This is a genomic window from Chryseobacterium sp. MMO-72 (assembly GCF_037146035.1).
Classification (GTDB): Bacteria; Bacteroidota; Bacteroidia; order Flavobacteriales; family Weeksellaceae; genus Chryseobacterium; species Chryseobacterium indicum.
Window position 1 is genome coordinate 1 of the sequence record NZ_JBBCWG010000002.1, and the last position, 21,117, is coordinate 21,117.

Below are 21,117 nucleotides of genomic sequence, written 5' to 3' on the forward strand. Positions count from 1 at the left end.
CACTGAAAGGGATTTTTCTATATCTAAAAAACTTCTAATTACATATAAGCTTCAATCGGCTCACAGGTACAAACTAAGTTTCTGTCTCCGTAAGCTTCGTCTACTCTGGAAACTGTAGCGAAGAATTTGTGGTCTCTTACCCAATCTAAAGGATAAGCTGCCTTTTCTCTGCTGTATGGTTTATCCCAGGAATCGGAGATTACCAATTGTTCCGTGTGAGGGGCGTTTTTCAATACGTTGTTGGCTGCATCTGCTTCACCATTTGCAATCTCATCAATTTCCTGTTTGATGGCAATTAAAGCTTCTGCAAAACGGTCGATTTCAGCTTTGCTTTCAGATTCAGTCGGCTCAATCATTAAAGTTCCTGCAACCGGGAAAGAAACCGTAGGAGCGTGGAAACCATAGTCCATCAGTCTTTTCGCCACATCAGCAACTTCAATTCCTAAAGATTTGAACTGTCTGAAATCTACGATACATTCGTGAGCAACTCTTCCGTTTTCGTTTGAATATAAAATCGGGAAATGTTCTGCTAAAATTTCTTTTAAATAATTAGCATTTAAAATAGCGTGTTCCGTTGATTTTTTCAATCCTGAATTTCCTAGCATTTTAATGTAAGCATAAGAAATATTCAGAATTAAACCTGAACCATAAGGCGCTGCTGAAATACCTTCAATCGCGTCTTTAGATCCGATTCTGATATTGGCATTGGAAGGTAAGAAAGGAACCAAATGTTTAGCCACACAAATCGGTCCAACTCCGGGACCTCCTCCTCCGTGAGGAATTGCGAAAGTCTTATGTAAGTTTAAGTGACAAACGTCTGCTCCAATGTTTCCGGGACTTGTATATCCAACCTGAGCGTTCATGTTCGCTCCGTCCATATAAACCTGTCCTCCGTGTTCGTGGATCAAAGCGGTAATTTCTTTAATGTTGGCATCGAAGAATCCATATGTAGATGGATACGTGATCATTACACAGGAAAGATTTTCAGAATGCTGTTCTGTTTTTGCTTTTAAATCTTCGAAATCGATTTCTCCGTTCTCAAGATTTTTAACCACAACAATCTTCATTCCTGCCATTGCTGCAGAAGCAGGGTTGGTTCCGTGTGCAGACTGAGGGATTAAAACCACGTTTCTGTGACCTTCACCTCTTGAAATGTGATATTCTCTGATGACCATCAATCCTGCATATTCTCCCTGAGCTCCGGAATTCGGCTGAAGAGAAGTTCCTGCGAAACCTGTGATTTTAGCTAAATCTTTCTCCAGTTCACGGATCATTTCCTGATAACCTCCTGCTTGATCAACCGGTACAAATGGATGAACTGAACCCCAATTGTCCCATGAAAGCGGTAACATTTGCGTTGCGGCGTTCAGCTTCATCGTACATGAGCCTAAAGAAATCATCGAGTGAGTTAACGATAAATCTTTTCTTTCCAGACGTTTGATGTAACGCATCAATTCCGTTTCCGTATGGTATTTGTTGAATACTTCTTCCGTAAGAATTTCGTCTTTTCTTAAATTCTCTTCCGGAATGCTGTATCCTTCTTTAATTTCTAATTTGAAAGTCTGCTTGTCTTTGAACTGGGCAAAAGAAGCCATCAGATAATTTAATTTATCCAATGTTGTACTTTCGTTGATCGCAATACTTACAACCCCTTCTGTGAAGTAGTTTAAGTTTAATTTGTGATCAAGCATCATTCTCATCAGTCTTCCTTTCTCATCTTCATTCATCGTGATTTTTACCGTATCAAAGATCGGTTCTTCCACGATTTCATATCCTAAAGCTTTCAGGCCTCCCTTCAAAGCATTGGCTTTAAAATGAATCTGATCTGCGATATAATTTAATCCTTTCGGACCGTGGTAAACAGCGTACATTCCTGCCATAACAGCCAAAAGAACCTGAGCGGTACAGATGTTTGAAGTCGCTCTTTCTCTCTTAATGTGCTGTTCTCTCGTCTGTAAAGCCATTCTTAAAGCACGTCTTCCGTACATATCCTGAGAAACCCCGATAATTCTTCCCGGAATATCTCTCTTATAATCTTCCTTACAAGAGAAAAATGCTGCGTGAGGACCACCATAACCCAATGGAATACCAAATCTCTGCGTTGTTCCCACTGCACAGTCTGCGCCCATTGAAGCCGGAGATTTTAACTTCACCAAAGCCATCGGATCACAGGCAACAACTACCTGAAGATCTAATTTTTTATATTCTACGATGTTTTCTGTATAATCTAAAACAATTCCGTTTTTCCCGGGATATTGTAATAAAACTCCGAAGTAAGAACCGTCAAATTCATGCGTTTTGTGATCTCCTTCTACAATTTCGATCTCAAGACCTTCTGCTTTTGTTTTTAATACAGAAACCGTTTGAGGAAGAACAAGATCGGAAACGAAGAATTTGTTTGCTCCCGCTTTTTTCTGATCCTTCGTTCTGTTATTGAAGAACATATGCATTGCTTCTGCAGCCGCAGTAGATTCATCCAGCAATGAAGCGTTTGCCAGAGCAAAACCCGTAAGATCACACACAACAGTCTGGAAATTAAGAAGAGCTTCCAGTCTTCCCTGTGCAATTTCCGCCTGATATGGAGTGTAAGCGGTGTACCAGCTCGGATTTTCAAAGATATTTCTCTGAATAGCCGATGGCAGCAAAGTGTTGTGATATCCGAACCCGATGTAGCTTGTATAATCAGTATTTTTCGATGCTAATTCCTTAGAATGGATCAGCATTTCGTATTCTGAAAGCGGTTCTGAGATTTCAAGATCTTTTTCTAAACGGATAGAAGAAGGGATGGTTTGAGAGATAAGCTCCTCGATACTTGAAACGCCAACTTTTTCCAGCATCGCCTGTTTATCGGCTTCATTCAGGGAAATGTGACGGCTCACAAACTGTTCTGTATTCATTTTTATTTATTAGATTTTTTAAGTAAAAAAGATTCGTAAAATTACGCATTTTTAGAAAATTGTACAACTAAATTAAAATCATAAATAAATAATCTAAAGTGTTTTAACTTATTTAAAATTAATGGCTTTTTATTGAGTTATTGAACATAAAATCTGTTAAAAATAATCGATGGAAATAAATTTTTACCGACAGTAAATTATCCGAAATTAAAAAATAGTGGATATTACAAGTCCTTTATTTTCAAACTTGTCAGGTTTTAACATTATTTAAATGTTAAATTTTTTCAACCGCCTGCTGAAAATTTTAATATCAGAAATTAAAAAAAATCCTCCAAATCGAATGGGAGGATCTTATATAGATTGTGGATGATAATTACTGAAGATTAGGTTCTTTTACCAGATTTTCAATTTTTACGATCACATCATCAATGTCAAAAGGTTTAGGGATGAAAACATCTGCTTTGCAGGAGTTTACCACATTAGCTGCTTTTGCATGAGCGCTGATAATCATGACAGGAATTTGAGCTGTTGCAGGATCTTCTTTAATCTGGTTGCACAGATCCGTACCCAGACCGTCCGGTAATTTCACATCCATGATAAAAATATCAGGAATTACAGATTGATCTCTATTATTAAACGCTTCCGCAGTGGCAAAAGAGCGTACATCATAATTCTCGAATGACAGGAGTAGCTGTAATGCATCTCTGATGCCTGTCTCATCTTCAACGATAAAAATTGTCTTCATATCCGTTTCGTGGCAAAAACAAAGCCAATCTTAAATAAATATTAAAATCATTGTAATTTATATCTTATTTTTACTTCATTTAAATAATACCTCTTAATAATATTCACGAATAATAGCCTTTTTCTTAAAGGAATACTTTTTGTAATCTCTCAGAAACAAAATCACAACTTACAATATATGAAAAACTACATTCTACCAGTGTTAGCTTTACTGACGTTGAGCTGCAAAGAAAATAAAACAGAAAAAACAGAGGGCAATACCGCTGTTACCAAAACAGATACACTGAAACTGTCTGCGCCGGATGAAAAAAACAGTAAAACAAAGTTTAGTAACGTTCTTGGCTGGCCGAAAGGAAAATCGCCTGTTGCTCCGGAAGGATTTACCGTAACCAGATTTGCAGAAAACATTAAAAGCCCCAGAAACATGATTCAGGCTGAAAACGGAGATGTTTTTGTGGTTTTATCCAATTCTGAACGTACTGTTTCGGAGAAAATTAAAAATGACATCAGCGGTAAAAGTGATGCTGAGGTAGGAGGAAAATCGGCTAACAGAATTATCCTTTACCGCGATGCCGATAAAGACGGAGTTCCTGAATCTTCCAGCGTATTTTTAGCCAATCTTAATCAGCCTTACGGAATGTTGATTATTAAAGATCACTTTTACGTGGCAAATACCGATGGTTTATGGGTTTATCCCTACAAACTGGGAGATACGAAGATTACAAAACCGGGGAAAAAGATTGTAAATCTTCCTGCGGGTGGATATAACAATCACTGGACGAGAAATTTAATAGCAAACAAAGATCAATCTAAAATCTATATTTCCGTAGGCTCGGGAAGTAATGTAGGAGAAAACGGAATGGATAAAGAGGTGAGAAGAGCGAATATCTTGGAAGTAAATCCTGACGGAAGCGGGGAGAAGATCTATGCAGCCGGTCTCAGAAATCCCGTGGGAATGAGCTGGAATCCCGTAACGGGAGAACTTTGGACAGTTGTGAATGAGAGGGATGAATTGGGAGACGACTTAGTTCCGGATTATCTTACCAGTGTAAAACAGAATGCTTTTTATGGCTGGCCATATTCCTATTTCGGTAAAAATGAAGATCCGAGGAGAAAAGGAGAAAGACCGGATCTTGTACAGAAAACCATTGTTCCGGATGTTCCTTTGGGAAGTCATACAGCCTCTTTAGGTTTAACATTTTATACAGGTTCGCAGTTTCCCGAAAAATATAAAAACGGAGCATTTATCGGACAGCACGGATCTTGGAACAGATCTTCTTTAGTAGGATATCAGGTTGCATTTGTTCCTTTTGCCAATGGTAAACCGGCAGCTTCTTATCAGCCTTTTCTTACAGGATTTATAGCAGACGAAGCAAAGGGTGATGTGTACGGAAGACCTGTCGGAGTCCTTCAGATCGCAGATGGTTCTCTTTTGGTGGCAGATGATGTAGGAGGGATTGTCTGGAGAGTTTCCCGCGTCAGTAAATAATATCATCTTAAAAATTATATGTAACAGTCCGGAAGGGCTGTTTTTTTTGGTTAAATAAATTTTGTATAATATTTAATTTCACAGGATTATGTATTTAATTATGCATTTCTCTCTAATTAAACGATAATATTTTGAATAATTATTAAAATAAAACGCTAAATATTGTTATATTCAAAGAAGAAATTTTTTAAATGCCATGGGTACTTTAGACAATATTGCGGAAACATTGGGAAAGATAATTCCGGGTATGCAGGATACTGATATTCTGAATTATAAAGGCAGAGTAAAAATAGAGCATCATAAAAACGGCAGTTTATTAATTTATCCCGGAGATAGGGTGAAGTCTTTATATTTCATTAAAAAAGGAGTGGTGAGAGCATATTACTTTAGTGATGAAAAGAATATGGAAAAAACGGTATACATAAGAATGGAAAACTATTTTTTTGGCGATTACTACTCATTAATATTAAATTCTTCGGCAAGACTTTATTATGGATGCGAAGAAGACTGTATCCTTTATAAGTTTAATTTTGATGATGTAAAGGAATACCTTCGGCAGAATTCAGGGTTGATGAAGTTCAGTTTACATTACACCCTGTTTTTACTGGGAGAGCATCTTTCCCGTAACGAAGATTTTATTTTTTTAAACCCCGAAGAAAGATACCTTAAATACGCAAAAGAAAATCCTGAAATTATGAAGCGCATACCGGAAAAGCATATTGCCTCTCTTTTGGGAGTGGCTCCCGCATCGTTGAGCAGAATAAAAAGAAGGCTGTATCCTAAAAACTGATTTCATCCAAAGAATTTATCTGATTGGAATTAACATAAGTTAATTTTCTTCCCGAAATAATATTTTTTCTTTGCTGTGAGAAATATAACGTTTAAAAAACTATTTTTTTTCAGTTTCACTTTATTATTTGCTATAAAATATAAATTTGAATTGTTTTATTTCCGAACACGATGAATAAGAATAAAATTATGATTTTCGATGATAATTATGCAACTTTTAAGGTGTTGCAGGATATACTTGAGCAGGAAAACTACGTGGTTCAGTCTCAGGATAAAAATAAAGATGCTGTAAAACAGATAGAGCAATTCGCTCCGGATATTGTTATTGTAGATATGCTGAACTCATTGTCGGGATTCGGGATCATAAGAAAAATCCGTGAACAGCAGACGCTTAAAAAACTACCCGTTATAGCGGTTTCGATAGACAGCCTCAAAAGGAAAGAAGCATTCGATGCGGGTGCAGATTGCTTTATTGGTAAGCCTTTCGGGCTTGATGATTTGTATTCTACCCTGTTTTCTCTTGCGAGCAGGAGAGCTTCAGACAACTGTTAACACACTTTTAGAATCTCAGAAATTCCTATTTGCTTTATGGATTCTCTTAAAGACATACACAGAGGCAAATTATTTTTACTGTGTTCAGTGAAACAAATAACGGAAGATTACAGAATTTCTACAACCACTCTTCATCAATGAATAAAAAAATACAAAAGATAAAAACTCCTGATTACCATAGATTTTATGCAGATCTTTTAGAAAAGAAATGCTTTGAAAAGAAAGAGGTTAGAGGACTTATCATGAAAAAAAAGGATCTGTTTTACAAAGATCCGGAACTTCTGAATCAGCTTAATTTCGGAATTCCCGATAAAAATCGGGCACTGCAAAAAGAAATCATCGTTTAATGATTCCATGAATTTATTACCCATTTTTTATTCGTCCCTCAAAACAAAGTGTTACCGTAAAATTATGATCAATGCACGATAAAAAGGAAATAGCAGAAGCTATGGCGGACAAAATAAAAAGTATTTCTTACGATGATGTCTATCATTATCCGGGAAAAATAGCCGTTGAAACCTATACCGCCGGTGCTATCTTCATAGAGCCGGGGGATGTTTGCCAATACTTTTACTTTATTAAAAAAGGTATTGTACGGACGTATTATGTTTCAGGCAAAAATGAGCTTGAAAAAACCATTTTTATAAGACTCGAAGGAGACCATTTCGGAGATTATTACGCTTTGATCCGTAATCTGGAAAGCAGATTGTACTTCGAATGTCTGGAAGACTGCATTTTCTACAGGTTCGAGCTCTCCGAACTTCAGTCTTACGTTTATTCCAATGAAAGGATGCTGTCTGTAGCTTTCGATTTTATGATGAATTTAATCGCAGAATATATCATACGGCAGGAAGATTTCATCTTTTTCACTGCTGAAGAACGGTATATTAAATTTTCTAAAGAATATCCGGAAATTATCAGTCGGGTTCCGGCAAAATACATCTCCTCACTTTTAGGAATTACTCCCGTATCATTAAGCAGGATTAAAAAAAGAATTCAGAGAAGATCCGAAAAATAAAGCAGACCGGAATCTCTTCAGAGGTAAGACAAATAAAAGACAGATAAAATTCAATATCTGTCTTTCTCGAAATAAGATCTCTATTTCATTTGGGTTTTAATAGGTTAATCAAATTTTCCTTATCGTGTATCTTTATATAACAAAGGAAAGTAAAATCTAAATTACCCGAATTATCATTTGTTAATTTCACACAAGTTTGATAAATTATATTACAAGTAAAGAAAAGATCACTGTTTAGCAGCCATATCATGATTCGATAAACTACGATTATACCATTTGTTTTAGGTTAAATTACTGATACTGAGTAAGTATTATTTTATTAGTGCTTTTCAGGAAATAATGTTATGATACAGGTCATAAACTGCAGCACCGGATACAAGGTATATTTGGGAATGAAAGGATTTAAAATTCCTTCAGATTAATTACACACCAAACCTAAAATAGTAAAATATGAAAGCAGCAGTTATTCATTCGCCGGGAAATATCACCTGCGATACAGTGGATGATCCTATTATCAAAGACCAGAACGACATTATTTTAAGAGTAACTTCCACAGCGATCTGCGGAAGCGATCTTCATATGTATTCGGGAGGAATTCCTCAGGCAAGACCCATGGTTATGGGGCACGAGTTTATGGGGATTGTAGAAGAAGTCGGAAAAAACATTACCAGTTTAAGAGTAGGAGACAGAGTGGTCGTTCCGTTTCCTATCTCCTGTGGAAGCTGTTTTTTTTGTCAGCACGATCTTCCCACCGCCTGCGAACACAGCAATCCCGAACATTACGGTCCGGAAGGAGGAATTGTTACGGAAAAAGGAGGAGCGCTTTTCGGATACTCAGATCTTTACGGAGGGTACGACGGCGGACAAGCGCAGTACGTGAGAGTTCCTTACGCTCATGTGGGACCGAGAAAAGTTCCTGAAAACCTAAGCGATGAACAGGTTTTATTCCTTACGGATATTTTTCCTACAGGTTACACCGGAGTACTTTGGGGAGAACTGAAAGGAGGAGAAACGGTGGCGATTTTCGGCGCAGGTCCTGTAGGCTCCATGTCTGCAAAAAGTGCCATCCTGCACAATGCCAGAAAAGTGATCGTTATAGATACCCAGCAATACCGTTTAGATCAGATTAAAAACATTACAGGCTGCGATACAATTCTCTGGGAAGACGGAAAAGATGTCATCCGGCAGATCAGAGATATGACAGAAGGACGGGGTGCGGATGTCTGCATTGATGCAGTAGGATTTGAGCCCGACAGAAATTTACTGGACAGAGCCAAAGCGGTTTTAAATCTTGAAAAAGGTTCTGTTAAAGTGCTTGAAGCTTGTATGAGCGCCGTAAGAAGAGGAGGAATTGTTTCTGTTTTAGGAGTTTATCCCGTGAACTACGATAATTTCAAATTAGGACAGATTTTCGATAAAGGAATTACAATAAAGGCAGGACAGTGTAACGTTCATGCGATTATTGATGATCTTATGGATCATGTTCTGAGCGGTCGGGTTGTTCTCGATGATATCATTACGCACCGTCTGTCTCTTACCGAAGTTGCCAAAGGCTACGAAATTTTCGATAAAAAAGAAGACGGCTGTGTAAAAGTGGTTCTTGATCCATGGAAATAATTAAAATCATCAATCTTTAAATCACTTAAAATGAATATGAAAAACCAATATGCCTTAATAACCGGCGCAACCAGCGGAATCGGTTACGAACTGGCAAAAATTTTCGCCAAAAACGGCTACGATCTCGTAATTGTTGCCCGAAATTATGACGAGCTGAAAAAGAAAGCCGCAGAGCTGAAAAGCTTTGGAGTAAATGTAATCATTTTAATCAGGAAGATGCGTATTCTTTGTATTCTGAACTGAAGCTGAACGGAATAAGCCCTGAAATTCTTGTAAATGACGCAGGACAGGGAGTGTACGGAAAATTTCATGAAACCGATATTCACCGTGAAGTAGATATCATCAATCTGAATATTGTCTCCGTAATTATTTTGACCAAATTATTCTTAAAAGATCGTTTACAGAAAGGTTCAGGAAGAATTTTGAATCTTGCTTCCATCGCGAGTAAAGCTCCCGGACCTTGGCATTCTGTATATCACGGTACAAAAGCCTTTGTTTTATCTTGGTCTGAAGCCATAAGAGAAGAGCTGAAAGATTCGGGGATTACCGTAACAGCACTTTTGCCGGGACCTACTGATACAGATTTTTTCAACAAAGCAGATATGAACGAAAGTAAAATTCTGGATGATCCCGATAATCTTGCCTCACCCGAAGATGTAGCAATGGATGGGTTTAATGCTTTAATGAAAGGAGAAGACAAAGTTATTTCAGGATTGAAAAATAAACTTTCTGTTGCCATGACGAATATAACAACAGATCAAATGGCGGCTCACAGAATGTCGGAAATGCAAAAACCTTCCAGCGAAAATAAAAACAATTAAACTGAAACTTTTATGAAATCAATTGCCACCATACTATTGGGAATTTTTTGCGGTTTTGTTTCCTTGTCCTGCAGATGCGATCCGGATCAGGACGATCCCAAAGAAAACACAGAAACCAATGCCGAAAATAAAAATTTAAATAAGCACTGCACTATACAGAATCCGATTCTGCTGTTGTAAACCAAAAATAGAGCCTGAATTTCAGGCTCTATTTTCATTATTTAATCAATAGTAATTGTGAATACTCTGAAAGATGTAAAAATTAATAAAATATTTTTCGGTTTTCAATTCTTAACTGATGGTTGTCATGCATTTTTTTAATCGTTCTGATCACCGTTTCCACACGAAGTCCCGTTAAATTGGCAAGCTGTTGTCTCGTAAGAGGAACCTGAAAAGAATATTTATCTCCCGATTCACCTTTCAGGCTTTCCATAACGGTTTTTATTTTGTATGATGGATCCGCTGAAGAAATATTAAAAAGCATAATGTACTTATTATACAGCCTGTCTGCAAGACATTTGAACATTTTTGCGGAAACTTCAGGATTTTGGTTCAGGAGGCTGAAAAAATCATTCTTAGGAAGTTTAAAAATCCTGCATGGTGTTTTCGCAGTCGCATTGGTGGGATAAACTTTATCATCAAATAAAAAAGATTCTCCCAGACTCTGTCCATCCGATAATATATTCTGGGTAAACTCTTTTCCGTCTTCATGGTAATTATTCAGCTCCACGATGCCGCTGTCTATCTGAAAATAATATTTGGGCAAATTTCCTTCATGAAAAACGGTTTCGTTTACATTATACATCTCATAGATTGCACCGTACGCTAACAATAAATCTTCACTAATTATCATATGTTGAATTTTAATGTTAAAAAAATGAATATTTAAGCTTAATTATTTCTTAAATAATTACAAATAGCAAACCATAACGTAAAATATTTACAATAAAAAATACCACATTTATGGGAAATATTGTGAGTTTTCTTCAATTTAAATCATCAATTATGAGAGAGATCATAAAATATCACAGGAAGTCCTTATTATCTTTGAATAAGCATACTTTATCATTTTTGCACTTATTCTAAACAGGCTTCCCGATTCGGGAAGCTTTTTTAATTAAGGTAAGTTCGGCGTAAAAACAATTAAATCTCTGTAAATCTTATTTTCAGAATAAGCAAAAGTTATCAATAGCAAACAAAACCTTCTGCTTATGCTTAAATTAAAAGTTTAATGAGACTTATTGTGACCTGCATCATAATTTTTTCGTTCTCTGATCCTTAAGTTTGATAATCAAATCCAGATTAATATGAAAAATTTAGCATCACTTATCTTTATGTTATGCATTTTGTCGTCGTGCACAAAATCCGAAACGCAGTATACAGATCAGAACAATAAGAAAGAAACGGTAAACGATAAAGCTTCGGATACTATTCAGACACTGAATGAAGTTTCAGATACGGCAAATACCGAGAAAGACAGAACCCATGTGAAAACGGATAATGAATAAGGGAACATTCGTCCATCCGAAAGGCAGACTCATCATTGCCGGCGGGAAAGTTCAGAAAGAAGTTCATAATACAGAAGAGTTTTTCCCGATCAGAGAAGTATTAAAGTTATTGTATGGTCAAAAAGATGATGAAATTGCAGTGATTATACTTTCACAGGATTCGGATCGGCGTGGATCATTAATGCAAGAGAAATCGGAAAAACCAATACGTCGGTGATTCAAAAAGGATTTCCTGTGTATGCTGAAAATCTCAAAGTTCATATTTTAACAGACAACTGCACTCTTGATTTCAGTACCAATACTTTTAAAGGGACATCTACCGGAAATTAATAAAAAAAGGAAACCGCTTTGGTTTCCTTTTCTTATCATGAAAATGTTTTTTCTATAATGCCTTACTGTTGAGATTGATATCTGCAACTTTCGTAAGCAGTTCATCACATTTCTTTTCTTCTTCCAGAGTACTTAGAAGATGCTTCATACAGTCTTTTTCTTCCAGTACTTTTGCAAATGCTGCCAGAGTTCCGTAGGTTGCGATTTCGTAATGTTCAACTTTCTGTGCTGCGGCAATAATTCCGGCATCTCTTACAGGTCCCGGTTCCGTTTCTTCAATAATACTTTTTCCCTCATCCAGTAAACCCTGCATAGCGTCACATTTTTTAGCCTGAGCTTTTTTACCCAAAGCTTTGAAGCATTCCTCAAGTCTTTCAACATGACCTTCAGTTTCAATAATGTGGTTTTCTATTGCTTTTTTCAGCTTTTCATGAGTTGCATTTTTCATCATCGAAGGCAATGCTTTCAGCAGGGCTTTTTCTGCCCAGTAAATGTCTTTCAGAGAATCTTCAAAAAGATCCTTGAGTTCTTTTGCTGCATTTTTCTTTGCAGGTGTTTTGGCAGTTGCCTTTGTTGAGGTTTTCACATTGGATTTGGCTGCCGTTTTAGCAGGTGTTGTTTTTTTTGCAGGCGCTTTTTTAGTTGCGGTCTTCGTTTCCATAATATAATATTTTAGTGTTTGGCTGCTGAGGTTTCTGCAACTATAAGACCATTTTTAACTAAAGTACCGAACTGTGGTATCTAAAATTCAGACATGAATTTTTCTGTTGATGATTTTCAGATATTTTTCTTTTTCCAGCCTTTTCACTGCTCTTACGACGGTTTCCACTCTTAAAGCGGTTATAGCAGCAATTTGCTGTCGGGTAAACGGGACTTCATAAGAATATTTCGACTGATCTTCATAAAAGCTTTTATGATATTCCAGTACGCCTACAATCCGGGTATCCGGTCGGAGAGAAGAATTATTTTCCAGCATGATGTATTTATAGTAAAGCCTTTCCGATAAAAATTTATTGATGTCCCTCGAAATTTCAGGATTGTCGTCCAGCATTTTTATAAATCTTTTTTTAGGAAGCTTCAGAATGGTACATTTTTCAAAAGTTACAGCATTTACAGGATAGGTCTGATCTATAAACAAAAGAAGTTCACAAACGCTCAGTCCTCTGTCCAGAATAGCAAGAATAAGTTCCCTTCCTTCATCGTTGTAATGGTTCAGCTTTATTCTTCCTTCCACCACCTGATAATAATATTGAGGTTTATCTCCTTCATTAAAAATGGTGTGATGGCGCCCGAAAGTTTCTTCTTCTGCACCGTAATCGAGTAAAAGTTCTTCTGATATAAGCATATATAAGGTTTTAGATGTAATGAATTTGTTGAAGTAAGCTGAATTAAATGTAGAAGTAAAAAAATTATACCATTATGACTGAGATCATAATTTTACTTTTCTTGTCTAAGAATTTTAATCCCGAAAAATTTTCTATCTGTATCTAAAGAATTATGATGGACATCGTAAAAATAAAGATCGCTTTTCATTTAATTTTAATTCCACTAAATCAAAAATAATGACGCTGAAAAAAAATCTGAATCTTACTTTAAAAATCTGGAGACAGAAAAACAGAAAGGTTAAAGGAAAATTTGAAATCTATAAAGTTCCGGATATTTCCACAGACTCTTCTTTTTTAGAAATGCTGGATATTCTTAATGAAAAACTGATTAGCGAAAATAAAGAACCGGTAGCTTTTGACCACGACTGTCGGGAAGGAATCTGTGGAATGTGTTCGCTGTACATTAACGGAAGAGCACATGGTCCCGATACAGGAATTACGACCTGTCAGCTTCACATGCGAATGTTTAAAGACGGAGAAACCATCGTTATCGAACCCTGGAGAAGTATTGCCTTTCCTGTGATTAAAGATCTCATTACAGACCGGAGCGCATTCGACCGGATTATGGCTGCAGGAGGATTTATTTCCGTCAATACTTCAGGAAATACACTCGATGCCAATGCAGTTGCAGTTCCTAAAGAAGATGCCGACAAAGCAATGGATGCCGCTTCGTGTATAAGTTGTGGTGCCTGTGTTGCGTGCTGTCCGAACGGAGCTGCAATGCTTTTTGTGGGAGCCAAGGTTTCTCATTTTGCATTGCTCCCGCAGGGAAGAACAGAAGCCAAAAGAAGGGTTCTGAATATGGTTCAGGCAATGGATGAGGAAGGCTTTGGAAACTGTTCCGTAATCGGAGCCTGTGAAGTAGAATGTCCTAAAAATATTTCGCTGGATAATATCGCAAGGATGAACCGCGAATACATTTCCGCATGGCTTGATAAAAAATAGCCTGCCCATCAGTTTTTATCCGTTCGTTTAAAACTTTCAGACTTTTTGCTGTTTGAAAGTTTTAAACGAAACCTTTGATATAGATCTGAAGATTATAGACTTGTTTTAACTTAATAACTGTAATCATCAATCCTTGTTAAAAATCTTTGATTTCTGGCACCTTGAAGATTTTAAGCAATAAAAAAATCCTGCGTCTTTGCTTTTTCCAACAGGAATATTTTTATTTAAAAAAGTTTAAACAACTCTATTTCTGATTTCTGTTGTAAGCTATCAGATCCATTACTTTCACAATATCTTCATTTCGGTATTCAGAGTACACATGAGAATGGAAATCATTCAGTTTTCGCAGCAGCTCAAGAAGCTCTGTTTTTTCCTTATTTTCCAGTTTACCGGCAAGAATTCTGGAGGTCATGTTCACTTTTTCAACAGAACGGTGGAAGTAATCTTCCCCTTTCGCGGTAATGTTGAGGCGTTTACTTCTTTTGTCTTCACTGTCGTTTTTCTCTTCAATTAAGCCATATTCAAGAAGACGTTTGATGATCTGCGTTCCGGTCTGTTTTTCGTGCCCGTTTCTTTCAATAAGCTGAATTTTGGTAAGATTCGGCTCATCTTTCAATCGGTAGAGATAGGTGAATTCTTCATTGGCAAGTTCAGGAAAATCATTTAAACCCTTTCTTATCAGTTGTTTAGAATATCGTCCCAGAAGCAGAACCTGTTTGCAGATTTCATTCTCTGTGAAAGAAACCTGATGCTGTTCATTTTTAAAAAGCTTGGTCGGGCTCTCTTTTCTGTATTTTTTATCATTCAGCCACAACCGGAAATCTTCGACTGTAGAGTTAGGTCTGTAAGCATCGGAGTTTTCAAATTCTTTAACCTGATGAAGCAGATCAATGAAAAAGTCGGTATTCATAATGCAAATTTAATCTAAGTATTTTTAATAATGTAACAATTTAATAGTCTGGAGATGTATCAATGTATAAAGTCATAACTCCAAAACTCAAAAACCCTCAAACTCTCCAACTAAAGTTTCACACTTCCCATTCCTCCATCGATTCCGAAAACCTGTCCTGTGATCCACGACGATTTATCCGAAACTAAAAATGCCGTCATTTCCGCGATTTCTTCCGCAGTTCCCACTCTTTGTAACGGATGTCTTTTCGCAGAGGCTTCTCTTTTCTCAGGCGTAGCCAAAAGCTGTGATGCTAAATTTGTGTCCGTTAAAGAAGGCGCAATTGCATTCACCCTGATTTTCTGAGCCGAAAATTCTGCCGCCAGACTTTTCGTAAGACCTTCCACCGCATTTTTACTCGCTGCAATCGAAGCGTGAAAAGGCATTCCCAGTTTTGCCGCCACGGAACTGAAAAGCACAACAGAGGCACTTTCCGACTTTTTGAGATTCGGTAACAGTTTCTGAATAATTTTTACCGCTCCCAAAACATTAATTTCAAAATCATTCTTAAAATCATCTACAGAAAGTCGGTTAAAAGGTTTCAGATTAATACTTCCCGGCGCATAAACCAATCCGTCCACAATTTCCGGAAAGCTGATTTCATCTAAATTTCCCGAAAGAATATCTACTGCGTGAAATTCAATATTCGGATGATTCAGTTCGTGATTTTCCGTTCTGGAAATTCCAATGATTTTGTGTTGTTCTGCAAGAATTTTTGCCGTTGCCAGTCCAATTCCTTTTCCGCAACCGATGATGACGATATTTTTCATAATTTTTATTTTAATGTTTTGAACATGAAGGTTTTATTTCGAGACACTTCGACAGGCTCAGTGTGACATCTCTAATACTGCTCATTTAATTATCTGCATTGTGAGACTAATCTTGTTAAGGTTTTTATTTACAATGCTTTTTTGCTCTTTTGCAAAACTTTATTTCCAAACAATTCTTTTGTGCCTTTTGCGGTTAAATCAACTACCTTTTCGAGATTTTATTATTGCTGATAACTCTCTGTCTGCTGCATTTAAAGCGATCGATCTCTTCGCTTCTTTTCTTCAGATGTTTTTGGCTTACTCCCGAATTCACTCTTTTTCTCCAAAGCTTAAAACTCGATTCTTTCAGCTCCGAACGCATCAGTTCAATTACTTCCGATTCACTGATTCCAAACTGAAATTGTATCGCTTCAAACGGTGTTCTGTCTTCCCACGCCATTTCGATGACTCTGTCGATTTGTTGTATGTTGAGGTTTTTATTCATTTTTTTTGATTTTTAACGCAAAGTCCGCAAAGATTTTTCTTTAAAATTTTGAAAATATTTTTTGTTCGCAAAGGCGTTTCACTCAGCAAAGTCTTTTTATAGAATCTTTTTTGCTCTTTTGAAAACTTTTTACCAATCAATTCTTTTGTGTCTTTTGTGGTTAAAAAATCATTTCAAATTTCCCATAAATTCCTTCGCTGTTTTAAAATGCTGTTTTCGTTTCTCTTCCGGCATTTTCTCCAGTGTTCTCAGCATCATTCCCAATCTTGGATTTTTAGCAAAAAAATATTTGTTGTCATTGATGAAATTCCAAAAAAGCGCATCCCATTTTTCATTCCATTCTTCATCGGGATAATCGCTCATCTTTTTAATATAATTGCTTCCGCTGATGTACGGCTTCGTACTCATTTTTCCGCCGTCCGAAAAACTGCTCATTCCGTACACATTCGGAACCATAACCCAATCGTAAGAATCAATGAACATTTCCATAAACCATTGGTACACTTCATCCGGATTGAACTGAGCAAGATTCATAAAGTTGGCAAAGATCATCAGTCTTTCGATGTGATGGGCATAACCTGTTTTCAGGATTTTCTGGAGCGAACTGTCAATTGGGCGGATTCCTGTTTTGGCGGTGTAAAAAGATTCCGGAAGTTTTTTGTTGTGTTTCCAATAATTTTTATTCCGCTGATATGTCCCCTGATACACATAAACTCCGCGAACAAATTCTCTCCAACCCAAAATCTGGCGTACAAAACCTTCCAAAGAATTCACCGGAATATCGTGATCTTTTGCAAATAAAATCGCTTTTTCCAGCACATTTTCAGGTGTTAAAAGTCCGACATTCATTAACGGAGAAAGCACGCTGTGATGCAGAAAATATTCTTTTTCAACAATACTGTCCTCGTAAACGCCAAATTCGAGAAAACGGTTTTCAAGAAACTGTTCCAGCCACTGTTCCGCTTCCTCAAAAGTAGTCGGGTAGAGCTGTTCATCCGTAAGCGTTCCGTAATTTTTAGCGAAATGCTTTTCGGTGTATTGCTTTGCTTCCTCGTAAAATTTATTGTTTTTCGGGAAATGAATAGCAGGCGCTTTTTTATTTTTCGGGTATTTTTTTCGGTTTTCCGTGTCGTACGTCCATTTTCCGCCCAACGGTTTTCCGGCTTTCATCAGTATATTTCGCGTGATTCTCTGCTGTTTGTAAAAGTCAGTCTGATGATAAGATTTTTTACCCTCAAAATAATCTTTCAGATCATCTTTGGTATTAATGAAAAGCGGACTATCCAAAATTTCGAGTTCTAATTTGGTTTCCTTTAATCTTTTTTCCAGCCAGTTGTCGCAAACATCCGTTGTTTTTATCGTTGTAAAACTTTCTTTTTCAAGCTTCGAAATTAAATTTCGGATGTCTGAATATTTCGATGAACTTTCAATATATTCAACCTCAAAACCTGACTTTTTTAGTTCACTTTCATAAAACTTCATTGTCGCACGGTGAAACGCAATTTTCTGTTGATGAAAAGAATACTGCTTAAAAAACAGAAATTCCTCAACCAAAAACACAGGCTGGCTTTTATCCAAATAATCCGTATCCTCAAAAAGCTGATGCGGAAAGATCAATTGGGCGGTATGTTTTACTGCTTTAGCCATAAACGTCTGAATTTTTGATTGGAATCATACATTTCTGCCTGTTTTTCAGGGTTAAAAGTCCGGTCACGGTTGTCATTTCCGACTCCGGCGAGATACATCCAGTTTCCGTAATTGCTGTGAACATCATAATCAATCAGCATTTCTTCAAAATACGCCGCTCCGATTCTCCAGTCCTGTTTCAGAATTTTGCAGAAATAGGAAGCGACATTCTGGCGACCGCGATTGCTCATCCAGCCTGTATTTTTCAGCTCAAGCATATTGGCATTCACGAAATCGGAATCCGTTTCTCCATCCTTCCATTTTTGAATCAATTCTTCATTGCTTTCCGCAAAATATTTTTGATGATTGATTCCGCTTTTCCAGAAAATCAAATCTTTGTACTGTAAAGAAACATATCTGAAAAAATCCCGCCAGAGCAATTCAAAAATCAACCAATACGTGGATTCATTGGCTCCGAATTCTTCCTCATATTTTTTTATCTCGTGATAAATGGTTACCGCAGAAAAGCTTCCATCCGACAGCCAAGCCGAAAATTTCGAACTGTAATCTTTTCCCACCAAACCGTTTCGGGTTTGCTTGTACAGACTCAGATTCTGTGTTTCCGAGAAATAATGATACAATCTTTTCAATGCTTCATTTTCTCCGCCCGAAAAAGGAAAAGCAGTTCTTTCGTCCGTTTCAAAATCTTCAAAACCTAGCGATTTTAACGAAATGGTATCACTTTTAAAATGAATTTCCGGTTTATCGTACATCAAATCTTCCGATTCAAATTCAGGGCGGATCAGCAGGTTTTTTTCAATTTTCTGCCGGAACGCGGTAAAAAGCATCGGAATTTTATCCAAAGTTTTAAAAACAAAAAGCGGATGAACCAGAAACTGAGAATACGATTTTTCCCAAACGGCAGCCGGAACCACACTTCGGATTTTTGTCTTAAGATCGGTTTCTTCCTTCGCCCATTCTTCCTGACAGAAAATCTTCACGATTTCAAATTCCTCGGAAATTTCTTTAAAAACGTCTTCCGTTTTGCTGTACTTAACTAAAAAAGGAATCTTCTGTTTCGCTAAATTCTGCTTTAAATTTTCTACACTTTCCAGCAAAAAATTTGCACGGTATTTTCCGATTTTTCTGGAACCGAGCTGTTTTTGAGCAAAAAATTCAGCGTCAAAAACATACACTGCAAGAAAAGGTAAATCTTCCTGCATCGCTTTGTAAAGTGATTCTGAATCTCTCGTTCTTAAATCTTTGGTGAACCAGAGTATGTTGATTTTTTGTTTTTCCGGCATCTTTCGCTGCAATATTTTACTTCGTCCCAGTTTTTCTTCCACTTTTTCCGCCAGTTGAATGGCAGTCCGCAGACTTCACAGATTTTGGACGGTAATTGTGAAGGCATATTTTTTATATTAAACTTTAATTCAAATACAATTGTAATATTAACAGGTCGCTCCTACGGAGCTTCCTTTTACGGCTTTCTATTTTCTATTAACAGCTAATTCCTACGGAATTTTATAATGCTCCGATAGGAGCTGACTGTTAATAGCTAACATTTTTATAAGATGAGAGCTCCGTAGGAGCGACCTGTTAATGATTCATTTATTCCAATAAAATCGTTTTCAAACCTTTCGGCTCTTTTAATAACCTGTAATTCATCAAAATCTTTTGTGACTTTTGGCTCCGTCGAATCTTCGATTTGCGGTTAAATGTCACTTACAATAATTTTTAAAATTATTAATCGCTACATCTTTCGCTTTCAGATCGTGCATCATATTGTACAATCCGAAGAACGTTCGGTTCAGATAAATAAAATGTCGGGAACCGCGGTTGGTATTCATTCCCTTCATATCACTTGCTTTTGCATATTTTTGTCCCAAATCGGCAATTTCCTGAAAGAATGATTCGTCTGAAAAATCGAATTTTTCCTGATTAAAGGGTCTTGTAAACAGTTCCAGTAATTCATAGAATAATTTGGCAAAAAACTCCTTTTCCTGTGGAGAATCGTCTTCACGAAGAATTTCCAGTGTAAATAATTTCTCACGGAAAATCTCAGGATTTTTCAGATTTTCCTCTTTAGCAAGCTCAAAATATGGAATGTAAAAATCCTCCGGAATTTCCTTGATACAGCCAAAATCAATAACCAATAATTCATTATTTTCCGAAATCAGGAAATTTCCCGGATGCGGATCGGCGTGAACTTTTTTCAGAATATGCATCTGATACATATAAAAATCCCAAAGTGTCTGTCCGATTTTATTCAAATCCTCCTGCGAATTCTGTTTTTTGGTAAATTCCGAAAAATGAATTCCGGACATCCAGTCCATTGTGATGATTTTCTCACACGAAAATTCCGGATAATAATGCGGAAAATTTACATTCGAAAGATGACTGCATTCTTCTGCAAAGTGTTGACTTCTTTTCAGTTCCAGATTATAATCGGTTTCCTCAAATAGTTTGTCTTCCACTTCCTGAAAATAAGACTCCGAACCTTCTTTTTTGATGTTGAACATCTTCATTGCAATCGGTTTTACCATTTTCAGGTCGCTCGAAATGCTTTCTCTCACACCGGGATACTGAATTTTCACTGCCAGTTTTTTGCCGTCTTTTTTTGCCGTATGAACCTGTCCGATACTCGCGGCATTAACCGATTCAGCAGAAAATTCATCAAAAATATCTTCCGGATTTTTCCCGAAATATTTTCTGAATGTTTTCTTCACCAAAGCACCCGACAACGGCGGAACGGAAAACTGCGAAAGCGAGAACTTCTCCACATATTCCACCGGAAGAATGTTTTTTTCCATACTCAGCATCTGGGCAACTTTCAGCGCGGAACCTTTCAATTCTTTTAATGAATCGTAAATATCTGTTGCATTGTCCTCATTCAGAATTTTGCGGGCTTCATCTTCGTCTTTCGTGATTTTATTTCCGTAATATTTCAGGTAATTGACACCGACTTTTGCTCCCGCTTTAAGCAGACTGCTTGTCCGTTCCAATTTTCCTGTAGGAATTTTATCTAATGTTTTCATTTTTAAATTTTGTTTGTCAAATGTTTTTAACGCAATGTTGCAATGATTTTTTTAATTGCTAACTGTTCTTAAGTTCGCAAAAGGTGTTGTGTTAAACTCCTTTGGGAGCTTTATCTGTGTAGCTTAAAGCATTTGTTCTTGGTGGCACTCCGTAG

The 21,117-nt window shown here is 37.0% G+C and carries 24 protein-coding genes; 12 read left to right on the forward strand and 12 right to left on the reverse strand.

The window, feature by feature from the left end:
* Positions 1 to 38: 38 nt before the first annotated feature.
* Both gcvP and WFH39_RS02570 read right to left on the reverse strand, forming a co-directional pair.
* Positions 39 to 2,897 carry an aminomethyl-transferring glycine dehydrogenase gene (gene gcvP, locus WFH39_RS02565; RefSeq protein WP_336688683.1) on the reverse strand — a complete coding sequence of 953 codons (2,859 nt, stop codon included), beginning with the start codon at positions 2,895 to 2,897 and terminating at the stop codon, positions 39 to 41.
* Positions 2,898 to 3,270: 373 nt separating this feature from the next.
* A complete protein-coding gene (locus tag WFH39_RS02570; RefSeq protein ID WP_336688684.1) occupies positions 3,271 to 3,642 on the reverse strand; it encodes a response regulator in 372 nt (123 codons plus the stop codon).
* Positions 3,643 to 3,819: 177 nt separating this feature from the next.
* Here WFH39_RS02570 and WFH39_RS02575 point away from each other — a divergent pair, with 177 nt between their 5' ends.
* The 9 genes from WFH39_RS02575 to WFH39_RS02615 all read left to right on the forward strand — a co-directional run bounded on the left by WFH39_RS02575 (position 3,820) and on the right by WFH39_RS02615 (position 10,107).
* Entirely contained in the window at positions 3,820 to 5,130 is a 1,311-nt protein-coding gene (locus WFH39_RS02575) for a PQQ-dependent sugar dehydrogenase (RefSeq protein ID WP_336688685.1), read from the forward strand.
* Positions 5,131 to 5,326: 196 nt separating this feature from the next.
* Positions 5,327 to 5,920, forward strand: a complete 594-nt coding sequence (locus WFH39_RS02580) for a Crp/Fnr family transcriptional regulator (RefSeq protein ID WP_336688686.1) — start codon at positions 5,327 to 5,329, stop codon at positions 5,918 to 5,920.
* Between the two features lie 170 nt (positions 5,921 to 6,090).
* A complete protein-coding gene (locus WFH39_RS02585; RefSeq protein WP_336688687.1) occupies positions 6,091 to 6,471 on the forward strand; it encodes a response regulator in 381 nt (126 codons plus the stop codon).
* 80 nt (positions 6,472 to 6,551) lie between these two features.
* Positions 6,552 to 6,818 (forward strand): hypothetical protein, encoded by a 267-nt coding sequence (locus tag WFH39_RS02590; protein WP_336688688.1) that lies wholly within the window; start codon positions 6,552 to 6,554, stop codon positions 6,816 to 6,818.
* A 71-nt stretch (positions 6,819 to 6,889) separates the two neighbouring features.
* On the forward strand, positions 6,890 to 7,489 hold the full coding sequence (locus WFH39_RS02595) for a Crp/Fnr family transcriptional regulator (protein ID WP_214590080.1): 600 nt from the start codon (positions 6,890 to 6,892) through the stop codon (positions 7,487 to 7,489).
* 450 nt (positions 7,490 to 7,939) lie between these two features.
* Positions 7,940 to 9,106, forward strand: coding sequence for a zinc-dependent alcohol dehydrogenase (locus WFH39_RS02600; RefSeq protein WP_336688689.1), 1,167 nt, complete (start codon positions 7,940 to 7,942; stop codon positions 9,104 to 9,106).
* 30 nt (positions 9,107 to 9,136) lie between these two features.
* Entirely contained in the window at positions 9,137 to 9,349 is a 213-nt protein-coding gene (locus tag WFH39_RS02605; RefSeq protein WP_336688690.1) for an SDR family NAD(P)-dependent oxidoreductase, read from the forward strand.
* A complete protein-coding gene (locus tag WFH39_RS02610; RefSeq protein ID WP_336688691.1) occupies positions 9,334 to 9,927 on the forward strand; it encodes an SDR family NAD(P)-dependent oxidoreductase in 594 nt (197 codons plus the stop codon). Before WFH39_RS02605 ends, WFH39_RS02610 begins: the two co-directional genes overlap by 16 nt.
* Before the next feature lie 12 nt (positions 9,928 to 9,939).
* A complete protein-coding gene (locus WFH39_RS02615) occupies positions 9,940 to 10,107 on the forward strand; it encodes a hypothetical protein (protein ID WP_336688692.1) in 168 nt (55 codons plus the stop codon).
* Between the two features lie 82 nt (positions 10,108 to 10,189).
* Here the strand turns inward: WFH39_RS02615 and WFH39_RS02620 are convergent, their stop codons facing one another.
* Entirely contained in the window at positions 10,190 to 10,780 is a 591-nt protein-coding gene (locus WFH39_RS02620; protein ID WP_336688693.1) for a Crp/Fnr family transcriptional regulator, read from the reverse strand.
* Between the two features lie 454 nt (positions 10,781 to 11,234).
* On the opposite strand from WFH39_RS02620, the gene WFH39_RS02625 reads away from it, so the two are divergent.
* Both WFH39_RS02625 and WFH39_RS02630 read left to right on the forward strand, forming a co-directional pair.
* Positions 11,235 to 11,435: a hypothetical protein gene (locus tag WFH39_RS02625; RefSeq protein WP_336688694.1), complete on the forward strand. Its 201-nt coding sequence runs from the start codon at positions 11,235 to 11,237 to the stop codon at positions 11,433 to 11,435.
* Positions 11,428 to 11,652, forward strand: a complete 225-nt coding sequence (locus WFH39_RS02630; RefSeq protein ID WP_336688695.1) for a hypothetical protein — start codon at positions 11,428 to 11,430, stop codon at positions 11,650 to 11,652. Before WFH39_RS02625 ends, WFH39_RS02630 begins: the two co-directional genes overlap by 8 nt.
* 165 nt (positions 11,653 to 11,817) lie before the next feature.
* On the opposite strand, the gene WFH39_RS02635 is transcribed toward WFH39_RS02630, so the two are convergent.
* The gene (locus WFH39_RS02635; protein WP_336688696.1) at positions 11,818 to 12,426 is read right to left on the reverse strand and encodes a YciE/YciF ferroxidase family protein; all 609 of its coding nucleotides are present in this window, start codon (positions 12,424 to 12,426) and stop codon (positions 11,818 to 11,820) included.
* An 87-nt stretch (positions 12,427 to 12,513) separates the two neighbouring features.
* The gene (locus WFH39_RS02640) at positions 12,514 to 13,110 is read right to left on the reverse strand and encodes a Crp/Fnr family transcriptional regulator (RefSeq protein WP_336688697.1); all 597 of its coding nucleotides are present in this window, start codon (positions 13,108 to 13,110) and stop codon (positions 12,514 to 12,516) included.
* Between the two features lie 217 nt (positions 13,111 to 13,327).
* Here WFH39_RS02640 and WFH39_RS02645 point away from each other — a divergent pair, with 217 nt between their 5' ends.
* Complete coding sequence (locus tag WFH39_RS02645) at positions 13,328 to 14,095, forward strand: succinate dehydrogenase/fumarate reductase iron-sulfur subunit (RefSeq protein WP_336688698.1); 768 nt, start codon at positions 13,328 to 13,330, stop codon at positions 14,093 to 14,095.
* Positions 14,096 to 14,339: 244 nt separating this feature from the next.
* Here WFH39_RS02645 and WFH39_RS02650 read toward each other — a convergent pair whose 3' ends face one another.
* From WFH39_RS02650 to WFH39_RS02680, 7 genes are all read right to left on the reverse strand, one after another.
* Positions 14,340 to 15,005: a MarR family winged helix-turn-helix transcriptional regulator gene (locus WFH39_RS02650; protein WP_336688699.1), complete on the reverse strand. Its 666-nt coding sequence runs from the start codon at positions 15,003 to 15,005 to the stop codon at positions 14,340 to 14,342.
* 110 nt (positions 15,006 to 15,115) lie between these two features.
* Positions 15,116 to 15,814, reverse strand: coding sequence for an SDR family NAD(P)-dependent oxidoreductase (locus WFH39_RS02655; RefSeq protein WP_336688700.1), 699 nt, complete (start codon positions 15,812 to 15,814; stop codon positions 15,116 to 15,118).
* Between the two features lie 202 nt (positions 15,815 to 16,016).
* Positions 16,017 to 16,298: a TIGR03643 family protein gene (locus tag WFH39_RS02660; protein WP_336688701.1), complete on the reverse strand. Its 282-nt coding sequence runs from the start codon at positions 16,296 to 16,298 to the stop codon at positions 16,017 to 16,019.
* Positions 16,299 to 16,466: 168 nt separating this feature from the next.
* A complete protein-coding gene (locus WFH39_RS02665; RefSeq protein WP_336688702.1) occupies positions 16,467 to 17,945 on the reverse strand; it encodes a cryptochrome/photolyase family protein in 1,479 nt (492 codons plus the stop codon).
* A complete protein-coding gene (locus WFH39_RS02670) occupies positions 17,930 to 19,228 on the reverse strand; it encodes a DASH family cryptochrome (protein WP_336688703.1) in 1,299 nt (432 codons plus the stop codon). Before WFH39_RS02670 ends, WFH39_RS02665 begins: the two co-directional genes overlap by 16 nt.
* Positions 19,180 to 19,335 (reverse strand): DUF2256 domain-containing protein, encoded by a 156-nt coding sequence (locus tag WFH39_RS02675; protein WP_336688704.1) that lies wholly within the window; start codon positions 19,333 to 19,335, stop codon positions 19,180 to 19,182. The genes WFH39_RS02670 and WFH39_RS02675 overlap by 49 nt, the downstream gene beginning before the upstream one ends.
* A 310-nt stretch (positions 19,336 to 19,645) precedes the next feature.
* Positions 19,646 to 20,962 carry an ABC1 kinase family protein gene (locus tag WFH39_RS02680; RefSeq protein ID WP_336688705.1) on the reverse strand — a complete coding sequence of 439 codons (1,317 nt, stop codon included), beginning with the start codon at positions 20,960 to 20,962 and terminating at the stop codon, positions 19,646 to 19,648.
* Positions 20,963 to 21,117 lie beyond the last annotated feature (155 nt).

Bases quoted from the DNA above. Each gene is read 5' to 3' on its own strand.
- WFH39_RS02675 (WP_336688704.1), bottom strand. From the start codon at position 19,335: ATGCCTTCACAATTACCGTCCAAAATCTGTGAAGTCTGCGGACTGCCA.
- WFH39_RS02635 (WP_336688696.1), bottom strand. From the start codon at position 12,426: ATGGAAACGAAGACCGCAACTAAAAAAGCGCCTGCAAAAAAAACAACA.
- WFH39_RS02670 (WP_336688703.1), bottom strand. From the start codon at position 19,228: ATGCCGGAAAAACAAAAAATCAACATACTCTGGTTCACCAAAGATTTA.
- WFH39_RS02650 (WP_336688699.1), bottom strand. From the start codon at position 15,005: ATGAATACCGACTTTTTCATTGATCTGCTTCATCAGGTTAAAGAATTT.
- WFH39_RS02665 (WP_336688702.1), bottom strand. From the start codon at position 17,945: ATGGCTAAAGCAGTAAAACATACCGCCCAATTGATCTTTCCGCATCAG.
- WFH39_RS02570 (WP_336688684.1), bottom strand. From the start codon at position 3,642: ATGAAGACAATTTTTATCGTTGAAGATGAGACAGGCATCAGAGATGCA.
- WFH39_RS02600 (WP_336688689.1), top strand. From the start codon at position 7,940: ATGAAAGCAGCAGTTATTCATTCGCCGGGAAATATCACCTGCGATACA.
- WFH39_RS02615 (WP_336688692.1), top strand. From the start codon at position 9,940: ATGAAATCAATTGCCACCATACTATTGGGAATTTTTTGCGGTTTTGTT.
- WFH39_RS02680 (WP_336688705.1), bottom strand. From the start codon at position 20,962: ATGAAAACATTAGATAAAATTCCTACAGGAAAATTGGAACGGACAAGC.
- WFH39_RS02585 (WP_336688687.1), top strand. From the start codon at position 6,091: ATGAATAAGAATAAAATTATGATTTTCGATGATAATTATGCAACTTTT.
- WFH39_RS02620 (WP_336688693.1), bottom strand. From the start codon at position 10,780: ATGATAATTAGTGAAGATTTATTGTTAGCGTACGGTGCAATCTATGAG.
- WFH39_RS02580 (WP_336688686.1), top strand. From the start codon at position 5,327: ATGGGTACTTTAGACAATATTGCGGAAACATTGGGAAAGATAATTCCG.
- WFH39_RS02605 (WP_336688690.1), top strand. From the start codon at position 9,137: ATGAATATGAAAAACCAATATGCCTTAATAACCGGCGCAACCAGCGGA.
- WFH39_RS02655 (WP_336688700.1), bottom strand. From the start codon at position 15,814: ATGAAAAATATCGTCATCATCGGTTGCGGAAAAGGAATTGGACTGGCA.
- WFH39_RS02630 (WP_336688695.1), top strand. From the start codon at position 11,428: ATGAATAAGGGAACATTCGTCCATCCGAAAGGCAGACTCATCATTGCC.
- WFH39_RS02625 (WP_336688694.1), top strand. From the start codon at position 11,235: ATGAAAAATTTAGCATCACTTATCTTTATGTTATGCATTTTGTCGTCG.
- WFH39_RS02660 (WP_336688701.1), bottom strand. From the start codon at position 16,298: ATGAATAAAAACCTCAACATACAACAAATCGACAGAGTCATCGAAATG.
- gcvP (WP_336688683.1), bottom strand. From the start codon at position 2,897: ATGAATACAGAACAGTTTGTGAGCCGTCACATTTCCCTGAATGAAGCC.
- WFH39_RS02575 (WP_336688685.1), top strand. From the start codon at position 3,820: ATGAAAAACTACATTCTACCAGTGTTAGCTTTACTGACGTTGAGCTGC.
- WFH39_RS02645 (WP_336688698.1), top strand. From the start codon at position 13,328: ATGACGCTGAAAAAAAATCTGAATCTTACTTTAAAAATCTGGAGACAG.
- WFH39_RS02595 (WP_214590080.1), top strand. From the start codon at position 6,890: ATGCACGATAAAAAGGAAATAGCAGAAGCTATGGCGGACAAAATAAAA.
- WFH39_RS02640 (WP_336688697.1), bottom strand. From the start codon at position 13,110: ATGCTTATATCAGAAGAACTTTTACTCGATTACGGTGCAGAAGAAGAA.